Origin of the sequence: Acidovorax sp. ACV02, assembly GCF_014851475.1 — a bacterium.
GTDB lineage: Bacteria > Pseudomonadota > Gammaproteobacteria > Burkholderiales > Burkholderiaceae_C > Acidovorax > Acidovorax delafieldii.
Genome location: NZ_JACUZU010000005.1, coordinates 42,654 through 52,206, shown reverse-complemented (window position 1 = coordinate 52,206; position 9,553 = coordinate 42,654). Strand labels below are relative to the sequence as shown.

General features: G+C 64.2%; 9 protein-coding genes. All 9 read right to left on the bottom strand.

Annotation, left to right across the window (positions count from 1 at the left end):
* The 9 genes from IB236_RS13130 to IB236_RS13090 all read right to left on the bottom strand — a co-directional run bounded on the left by IB236_RS13130 (position 1) and on the right by IB236_RS13090 (position 9,488).
* A complete protein-coding gene (locus IB236_RS13130) occupies positions 1 to 480 on the bottom strand; it encodes a hypothetical protein (protein ID WP_192421119.1) in 480 nt (159 codons plus the stop codon).
* A 66-nt stretch (positions 481 to 546) separates the two neighbouring features.
* Positions 547 to 1,842, bottom strand: a complete 1,296-nt coding sequence (locus IB236_RS13125) for a DUF4043 family protein (protein ID WP_192421118.1) — start codon at positions 1,840 to 1,842, stop codon at positions 547 to 549.
* 57 nt (positions 1,843 to 1,899) lie between these two features.
* Complete coding sequence (locus IB236_RS13120; protein WP_192421117.1) at positions 1,900 to 2,943, bottom strand: hypothetical protein; 1,044 nt, start codon at positions 2,941 to 2,943, stop codon at positions 1,900 to 1,902.
* A 260-nt stretch (positions 2,944 to 3,203) separates the two neighbouring features.
* Positions 3,204 to 3,494, bottom strand: coding sequence for a hypothetical protein (locus IB236_RS13115; protein WP_192421116.1), 291 nt, complete (start codon positions 3,492 to 3,494; stop codon positions 3,204 to 3,206).
* A 96-nt stretch (positions 3,495 to 3,590) separates the two neighbouring features.
* Positions 3,591 to 3,821 (bottom strand): hypothetical protein, encoded by a 231-nt coding sequence (locus IB236_RS13110; RefSeq protein WP_192421115.1) that lies wholly within the window; start codon positions 3,819 to 3,821, stop codon positions 3,591 to 3,593.
* Entirely contained in the window at positions 3,821 to 4,360 is a 540-nt protein-coding gene (locus IB236_RS13105) for a hypothetical protein (protein WP_192421114.1), read from the bottom strand. Before IB236_RS13105 ends, IB236_RS13110 begins: the two co-directional genes overlap by 1 nt.
* Before the next feature lie 74 nt (positions 4,361 to 4,434).
* Entirely contained in the window at positions 4,435 to 6,723 is a 2,289-nt protein-coding gene (locus IB236_RS13100; protein WP_192421113.1) for a hypothetical protein, read from the bottom strand.
* A 10-nt stretch (positions 6,724 to 6,733) separates the two neighbouring features.
* The gene (locus IB236_RS13095) at positions 6,734 to 8,473 is read right to left on the bottom strand and encodes a terminase (protein ID WP_192421112.1); all 1,740 of its coding nucleotides are present in this window, start codon (positions 8,471 to 8,473) and stop codon (positions 6,734 to 6,736) included.
* Between the two features lies 1 nt (position 8,474).
* Positions 8,475 to 9,488, bottom strand: a complete 1,014-nt coding sequence (locus IB236_RS13090; RefSeq protein WP_192421111.1) for a terminase small subunit — start codon at positions 9,486 to 9,488, stop codon at positions 8,475 to 8,477.
* Between the last annotated feature and the right edge of the window lie 65 nt (positions 9,489 to 9,553).

Sequence of the window (9,553 nt, the reverse complement as noted above, 5' to 3'; positions counted from 1 at the left end):
TTACTTCACGCCTTCGGCAATGCCGTAGATCACGACTTCGATTTCCGAAGCCTTGTCGTTGCCCACCGTCTTGACGGTCAGCAGCAGATTGGCATCCTTCGGCAGGACGATGCTGGGGTTGGTGGTCGCATTGCGCAGACGGGCTGCGGTGGCGATAGCCAGGCCGGCGCCGAAGTAGTCCGCGTCCTGCGGCACAGCGGCGTCATCCACTCCGTCCTTGTAGGCAAAGCCCAAGTCGCCGGTGGCAGTGGCCTTCATGCCCGTCACCACAGTGACCTGGCTGTCAATGAAACGGAAACCGGAGGGCAGATGGCCCAGGTTCACGATGTCATTGGCAGCAATGGCCGCAGTGGAGTCGGAGTTGATGACGGCGCCAGTAGCGCCGGTTTTGACGACATAGCGCAGCGCCGTGAGATTGCCCCAGGGCGTATTGCCCAGGTGTACGCCGTAGCCGACGCTCTTGACTTTGATGGTTGCCATGGGTGGCCTCCGTTCTTGAATTGAGGGGGATGGGGGCGGGGCGCACGTGGCGCCCCGCGTGGCCTATCAGCGTTCGCCCGGGATGAGCTTCACCACGGTGTCGATGGCCATAGGGCCGATGTCGGTCCAGTGCTTGGTACCGTCGCCCTGGTCCACCGCAAAGCGCACCTTCTGCAGGCCCTGGATCACGCCGATCATCAGTTCGCGCTTGTCCTTGTGGTCGAAGGTTTCTTCGTTCCAGAAGAACGGCATGCCCGACAGGCCAGAGGCCGCGAAGGCTTGCATCAGCGACTGACCGCCCAGCAGGATCGCGCGGTCCACCGCGTGGGTGTTGGTGAACGACGCAGGCACCACGCACGAGCTTTCAGCTTCCGAGGTGAAGCTGTTGGCGTAGCGGATGGTGTTGCCCGCATAGAAGCGCACCGGCTTGGGCTGCTTGAGCAGCAGAATGCCGTTCCACAGACCAGCCTCGCCCAGGAACAGGGGGTGACGCTTCGCGTTCGATGCGCGGTTGAGGGCCGCCACCTGGAACTTGCGGAAAGCATCGTCCTGCGAGAAGGCGTGGTACTGCGCTGGGGACAGCAGCAGAGCGCGCAGAGGCTCATCCTCGGCAGCCACGTCGCCGGGAATCTTCACGGCGGGAGGTGGCATCGCAATGGACTCGATGAGCGTGCGGATCGCGTCCACCACGGTCATGTTCAGGTCGTCAGTGGTTGCCAGCGATGCCTCGCCAGCGTTCACGGTGAAGGCCTTGACGCCGTTGGTGCCGTCCGCCATGTAGTGGCGGTTCTTGGTGGGAACCTTGACCGGGTTCACCAGCAGCTCAGCGAACTCGGGATCTTCCTCGGTGGGCAGGCGCCACTCGATGTTGTCGTGGAAACCACGAGCACCGGCCAAGTGGGTCAGGATCGACTGGTCGAGGTAGGCGTTGGCATCGGCCTGCGCCACTGGGCGTGCCAGCTTGGTGAAGTCCACAGCCGAACGCAGGTTCGTCATGGTGTCGCCCAGCTTCACGGGGATACGCGCCTGGTCAACGCGGGTGCGGGCCTTGTCGTACGCGAAGCCCTTGCCCTTACCCTCGGCCATGCGCGAGCCCATGATGGGGCGGCGCTTCGACGGCTGAACGAAGTGGAATTCCACCTCGTCACCCATGCCGCGAGACAAATCCATGCACTTCACGATGGGGAAATCGGAGCTGGACTGCTTGCGGATCATTTCCGCGACCTTGCCCTCGCCCTTGGGCAGAGGACCGGAGAGTTGGCCAAGGCGCGACAGGCGGTTTTCGGCCAGGGCAAACATGCCGGCAGACTGGACAAACTGCGCCTTATCGGAACCGGCCGGTACGTGGCTGTTCATGGTCATAGTGACCTCCTTCAATGGGACGGGGGCGGCTCATCACGAGCGGCCCGGTTTCAAAAACTAAACGGCGTTCATCACGCGCTCGATCTGCTCGGGCGACATGTCTTGCATGCGCTCCAGGAGCGCATTGGGGTTGGTACCGGCCGAAGCCAGAACCTGTTGGGCGATGTCCTGGTGCTGCTCACCCGCGATCTCCGACAGCGAGTTGGGGACGCGGCGTTGCACCTCCGGTGCCTTGCCCTTGTCCTGAGCGGCAGGCGCTGCGGCCATACCGGTCTGCGCCTTGAACGTGTCAAAAACTTCGATAACTTGCGCAGCAGTGCCGCCCGTTTCCGGGTGGAGCACCGCATCCACGGCGCCGCGCTGGAAGCCCGGCAAGCCGTTGACCCAGGCCTTGAACTCAACCGACTGCACGATCTCGTTGGCATCGGGATGCTTTTCGTAGATCGCGCCGTAGTGCTCGTCCTTGACCTCCTTGGCCTCGCGGTCCTTGATAGGCTTCAACTCGCGGGCGGCTTCTTCGCGCAGCTCGGCGCGAAGTTCCTCACGCAGCTCCTCGCGGGTGCGCCCCATCAGGGCGGCGATGCCCTTGGCGATGCCTTCCTCCGAGAAGTCACCGAACAGGGATGCATCCACACCCTGCCCCATGGCGGTCTTCGCGGCTTCAAGGTTCTGGTCGGCCTGGGTCTGCGCCTTCCCGGCATCCGCTCGGGCTTGGGCTTTGTCCTCGGCCTGTTCCAGGTTCGCCTGCTGCTTGGCGTTCAGCTCAGCCAGCTGTGCGCGCAGGGACTCGTTTTCACCTTCCAGAGACTTCACGCGCTCGCGTGACTGCTCCAACTTCTCGTAGGGAATGGTGTAAGCGCCAGACTTGCTGGCAATCGGCGCGCCCTTGGGCTCGTCGTCTTCGGTGGTACCAGCGCCGCCCGTGGCCTTGCCCTGGTCAGCCGCGCCGGTCTTGGCAGCATCCGCTGCGCCTTCGGCGTTGTTGTCCTTGGGGTCTTCCTGGGTGGTCGTGGTGGTGGTCGTACCTTCGCCAGCGCCATCGTCATCCAACGACTCGCCGCTGAGGGCCTTTTCAAGAAGTTCGGCAGGTGTGAGTGCCATTTGCTGCGTGCTCCATCCCAGCTATCCGGCTGGGCCTGACTGGGCATGCGGTCGAGGGTTGGCCAGGGCCATCGCCCCGGCTTTCCGCTCTCCTGCTGCGGGATATGCGCCGCTTCACAGCGGTGCGGTTTCGCCCGGCGCTTCACAGCGGGGGGCTTGGAACAAGTATTCCCAGGTGTGGCAAAAACCCTCTGCCCTATGCTGGGTAGGCGCAAAAAAGCCGCCTCAGTGGGCGGCTTTCTGGGGTTCGCGGTGGGCGCTTATGTGGACGGGCACATACGCCACAGCGGGGTCACGTTTGGGCGCTCGCGTTTGGCCATGCGCATGATGAAGGCCTTGGCCGCCACCAGCTTCACGCGCGGCTTGTCCTGGCTCGGGCTTGCCCGCTGCACTTCCACACTCATGCGGAAGCCATCGAGCACGAAGTCCCAGGCGCGGTGCACGGCGGCCACCACGTAGTCGCGAGAGGCAACGGCAGCCGAAACGAAGGCACCGGCTGCGGCTACGCAGGCAATGGCGGCGATGGCGAAAAGGCGAGAAGTGCGGGACATAGCTGGAACTCCTGTGATGGTGCCGTGGCTGCGGCGAAACCCTGACCGTTGCGGGTAGGGCCTCATGGTCAAGCCACGGCGCCGGATCGCTGCGCCCTATGCCGGGCGGCGACCACAGATGCGCAGCGGGTACACATCCACAGTGACCTGCACATCGTTGTGGTCACGCACGTGGCAGATTGCGCGGCCTGGCTGAATGGTCCCTGCGCGGAAGTCCATGCGGTTGACCAGCTCCTGCAGCGCGTCATTGACGAATGGAGCGACGTGCGCCCCCTCGGTGCTACCGGTCACTGTCACGTCAATGCTCAGACGCAGTTCGGGGCCCATCACTTTGCGCTCCCAGCCTTGCGGGCGGTCTTCGCAGCGGGCGTTACTTCCTTCTTGCCCGAAACGAGTGTCAGCACGGCGGGCGGTACCGCGACGGTGATGATTTCCGAGTAGGAATGCTCCATGAAGCGCTCGTACACACAGACCATGAGGCCATCGTCATCCAGCCCGGCTGCCACCATGTCTTGCTTGCCGCCAACGATGCGCACGGGCTTGCCCACCAAATCCACAAACTGCTGCGCGTCCTGGTCGTTCACCTTGGCGAGAATGGAGCGCAGGGCACCAACTTCTTCTTTCAGCTCGGCTACGAATTGCAGAGAGCCCGCCTCTACGTTGGCTGCGTTGCGCTCCAGGTCATCAATACGACGCTCGACGCCTTTCACGCGCTCCGACAGGGCATCGGCAGACTTGATCGCACCCTGGTACGACTGAACCAGTCTGTCGCGCTCGCTGATGGCGCGACTCATGGCGGCATTGATGACGCTGTTCACCTTCTCCTCGATAGCTTCGAGGCTGGGCGTTTGTGGATTGGGTGGCATGAACACTCCTGGGTTGATGAGGGTTCGATGCTCAGTGCCACCCTAGGAATGCCATAGCCCTATGCCGGTCGGACTCACTGCGGCAGATTGTCGGCAAGGGCGGGTGTCTCGATCCCCTGCATGCCCTGCCCTGCCTCTTGTGGCACGGGCGGGAATTCCGGGCTGGTGTTCTCGCGCACGGCTGGCGCACCCTGCGCCTCGGCCTCTGGCGAAGCCGCAGCACCGCCACCGCCCTGGATGTATGGGCTCTTGATGTTCATGGCGGCCGTAACGTCCGGGGTAGGGAAATTCGGGTCCACGCCACCGGGGTTGGGCGGCTGGTATCCAGCGCCCTGCATCACCTTGTCCGCTATGGGCGCGATCATTGGCATCTGCGCCACTTGCGCTCCTGCTTGCATAGCAGAGAACGCAGCTTGCACGCCGGTTTGCACCGCTTGGGCCATCAGCTGCTTAATGCGAGCCTCGCTCTCGGCCTCCTTCATGGCCACCTCGCGCTCCTTGAGGTCGTGCATCAGCTCCTGCTTGACCTGGTTACGGATGGCCTCGGGATCGGCTTGGCCCTGGGCGTTGCGGATGGCCTCCACCACTTCCTTCTTGCGGGGCAAGTCCATCAGGTCGATCATGAACGGCATCACAACCTGCTGGATCTCGGGCGTGGCGGCCTTGATCGACTCGGACAGCGCGTTGAGCTGCTGGGCGCGGAAGCTGGAGGAGCTGGGCACATCCTCCAATGCAACCTTGAGGCGCGTGCGCTGTACGTCATTGCTCAGGAGCACGATGTTGGTGTGCGGGTCCACCTCGGGGCTGTTGAGCACCACCGTGCGCGGTGGGTTGAGCACGTCGCCCTCGATCACCACCACCGTTTCCTCCTTGCCGATGTCTTCAATGATGAGGGCCGTCAGCATTTCGCCCACCAGCGCACGGGAGTCCTTGAAGTTGTCCATGAGGTCGGCCAGCGACACCTGGGACTGCTCCACCTGGGTCTGCTCCTGCACGCCGCTGGTGGCCGTGCCTTGCTGGCCCTGGAACGACGGTGTGACGCCCGACACACCAGCAGCAGCCGCGCGCGCGTCCTGCATGAGCTGGAAGTGCTGCGCGTTGAGCTGGAAGTCGCGGTTGCGCTCGAACTTCGCCCCTGGCTGCCCCATGTGGTCGGCGTCGAGCACAAAGTCTGCATCCACCCGGGATGCCATCTGCCGGAATTGCGCATCCGGCATTTTCACGGCGCCCTTGGTGCGGATCGTCTCCACCGCCGACATGCCCCAGCGCAGCTTGGAAATCGTGCTGTTGAGGTTGTCCTGCGGGAAAAGCATGTCGCGCACCAGGCCGAAGGGGATGCCGGTCAGGTCTTCCTGGGCGGCCATGACGCGCACATAGGGGAAGTGCGGATGTGGGTACGGGCTCGGGCCATCGAACAGGCAGTGCGGTCCCATCCAGTAGCTGCGGCGCACCACGGGCAGCAGTTCCTCCACCAGCTTGCCACGGCCCAGCGACAGGGCTGCTTGGTGCAGCTGATTGGCCGGGTCGTACTTCACCGCGCGCCCGTCCTTCATCTTGAGCATCACGGTCGTCACCCAGCGCCGGTACCACAGCTCCGTGATACAGACGGTCTTGTTTTCCTCGTTGTAGTAGGCGTCCTCAACCGTAGTCCATGCCCGGTGCGCCTCGGCGGCAGCGTGCAGGCCGGTGGACTGTCCGCCCTCCAGCTCCTGGATGCCGAACTCCGCGATCCACTTGTCCGCCCCGTTCATGATGATCGTGGCGTGATCGCGGAACATGCGCGCGGCGCGGGTGCGGCTGATCCAGCGGCGGCGGAAGAGCCAGCGAGCGTCCGACAGATCGGGCTCGATGGCCTTCATGTCCCACCAAATCTCGTTGCGGTGGATGTAGCGGCACTTGTACGGGAACTCCAGGGAGTTGCTGGCGCGCGCAACCTCCACCCAGCCGATGCCCACAGCGCAGGCGGGCTTGAACGCAGCCGACAGCGCGCGATCAGCCTTGGAGTGGCGCTCGGCCCGGTTCAGCTTGAAGTTCAGCGCATCGGCCACGTCCTGGCCGCCCGGGTCGCCGTCCGGCGTCACGCGCCAGTCGGTGCGCGTCTTGGCCTCCATGCCGCACACGGCGCGGATGGCGGGGCCAATGATGTTTTCCTTGGCGGGCGGGATGCCCATGTCCTTCAGCTTGCGCAGCAGGTCAGTGCTCAGCTGGTTGCCATCGGCGTAGTCAGCCTCCTTGTCGGCCTGGGCGCGCCATGGCGGCTGGGCCAGGCTCTCGCGCACGATGGAGGCGAACTCATCACGGGTGATGGGCTCGTCCCGGCCGTCCTGCAGCTCGTAGTTTGTGAGGGGTTGGGTAGCGTTCATGGTCGTCGCCTCATGTGCGCCAGTCGGGTGCTGGCGGCATTTCAAATTCGTCATCGGTGCCGTATCCGTCTTCGGATGGCTGGTACAGGCCGGACTCCTTGGCCTGGGCCCACTGGCGCAGGGCGTCAGCGCCCTCGGTGCAGCCGTTGGACTTGTCGGGTTCGTCCAGGAACTTGGCCAGGGCATGGCTGTATTTCTTGCGATACCCGCGCAGGCGCTCCAGGCCGAACGCGCATGCGTCCTTGTCGAACCAGGCCCCGCGCATGTGCTTGCGCAGGGTGTTCACGCCGGTGATGAGCTGGGTGACGCGCGGCACGATCACGAACTTGTGCCCCGGCATGAGCTGCTGAAGCTGCTGCTTGGTGCTGCGGTTCGTGTCGCCCAGGCGCTTGTGGTCCGCGTCGTGGGGGAGGTAGTGCTTGCCGAAGACATAGCCCAGGCTCTGCAGGTGCCGCACGTAGTGCCGCAGGTCTTCGTCGTGCTCTTCGTAGTAGTTGATGAACCGGTCCTCGCCGCGCAGCTGCTGGGCAAACCAGATGGCGCACCCGTCGCTGTTGCCGATGTCCCAGAACGTGTGAACAGGCAGGTCCAGCACTGGCACAGCGGTGATGCCGCCGCGCTTGGTCAGCTCGGTGATCGCCTTGGTGAGGTAGTGGCCCTCGGTGGACTGCTGGAAGGCCTCACGCGGGGTGGAGGGGTACTCCTGCCACATGCGCTCTTCCCGCCCCGGAAAGTCGGCAGCCTGGGTCGCCGCGTACCAAGCCCGCTGTTCCATGTCCAGCGTGGTACCGGCCTCCACCTCGATGTCATCGAAGTATTTATGCAGGGCATCCGGCACCACCACCGCGCTCGCGTCCATGCGGTAGCTGGGCTCCTGCCACCACGCATAGAAGTGGAAACGGTAGTCCCGCTCGGTGAACTTCTGGTGGGAGTGGTGCAAGGCCTCGGCCCGCGTGCACAGCTCGTAGAACTCCCCGTTCGCCCCTTCGGCGGTGGACTCGATCACCAGGACGCCAGACAGCGGCACAGCCGGGATGGAGCCGGTCATCACCTCCTTGGCCTTGTGCGGGAACTTGGCGCAAATCTTCCCGAACTCGGAAACATGCAGCCGGTGGAACGTGCCGCCCCGCACGCTGGTGGCCACGCGCATGCTGCTGTTGTTGTGCGCGAAGCGGATTTCCTTCGTGCTCGCGCGCGCCAGGGGGAAGCGCTCGCGGATTTCATCGGGCAGGTGGTCGTAGGCAAAGATCACCTTGTCCCGGAAGATGGATTCAGCCGTCTCCCGGTCCTGCGCGATCATCCCGCAGCGCTGATTCCCATTGAATAGCGATTGATCCAGCCACATGATGGCGATCAGCGTCGTGAAGCCCAGCTGGCGGGCCTTGAGGATGATGTTGCGGTGCCACAGGCGCTTGATGAATCGGCGCTGCGCACGATTGGGGATGAACGGCTTGACGAACGACTCGCCCTCGTCAATGACCTCGCCCTTCTCGTTCTTTACCGGGTCGCCCTTGACGATGATCTGGTACAGCGCACCGCTGAACAGGCGCCACTCCTTGTCAGCAAGGCAGCGCTCCAGCTCTTCCGCATTGGTGGGCATGCGCACCGCTGGCTGCACGCGCACGCGCTTGAGGTCGCGCGGCTCGTGCGGCCATATCTTGGTGTCCAGGCCAGACGCCTCATCGCCTGGGCCTGCAACCCATAGGTTGTCGTCCTCTTCCTCGATCTGAACCCGGGGAGCTTTTGCCATGTCAGCTCCCGTCGTCGGGCTCGTCGAGCTGCATGAGCCTACTGGCAGCCGGGCGCTCTGGGTCATCCGCAACGGGCTTGAACCCATTGCCGTTGCCCGATGCAATGCGCTGCAGCAGGGATGCAAGCGGGTCGGTCTTCTGGTCGTTGTCCTTCTCGTAAAGGCCAAGGTGGCGGAAGAGCTTTTCCGCATAGGGAGACTTGTCGTGCGTCTTCACCTCGATGCCGAACTGCGTCTGTTTGGCGCCTGCGTAGAGCGCTGCGGCCTTCTCGCTCAGGTAGCGGGTGTCCTTGAGCACCACGCGCGCATGGCCGTCGCCGCCGCACTCGGGGCACTCGGCGTGTGGGGCGCGCAGGGGGTTGAAGCCGATGCCGCCTTGCTCATCGAACTCGGCGGGGTTGTTGCCCTTCTCCACCCACTTCTCGCGGTCGCGGTTCATTTCGCCCACGGTGCGCTGCCACTTGTGGCCCTCGCCATAGCAGCAGCGGCAGCAGCCGGTTTTCAGTTCCACCAGCTCGCGGGTGTCAGCCGTGACGATGTTCCAGGCCTCGCGCAGGACACCATCGGCAGTGATCTGGGTGCGCTCCTGCTGCTCCTTGCGGGCGGCGTTCAGGGCGCGCTGGATACTAAGTTTTGCTAAGAGCTGGGAGCCCTGCTCGTTGGCCGTGTGCGGGCTGTATCCGGCACGAATCGCCGCCTGGGTGGCGTTCATGTCCACCATGTACTCATCGACAAAGCGCTGTTGCTTGTCGGTCAGTACGGTTTCGGTGGGGGTGATGGTGGGCGCCGGTTCCGCCTGGGGTGTGGCTTGCGCCCTGGCCTTGGCATTGGCCTTCGAAGGTGGTGGTGCCTTGGCGGGCTTGGCAGGCTTGGTGCTTGCGGCTGGCGCCTTCTTGGCTGGTGCTGCCTTGCGCGCAGGCGTGACTGAGCCTGCGGCCTTCTTGGGGGCTGCAGGCTTGGTGGGGGTCTTCTTACTGGGGGGCGCGGACTTCTTGCCCGCTGGGGGTTTGGCCATGCCCGGGAGTCTTCCGGGGCATGGGGGATTGGCCTAACCCTATGCTGGGCCGCGCAGTGGGCGGC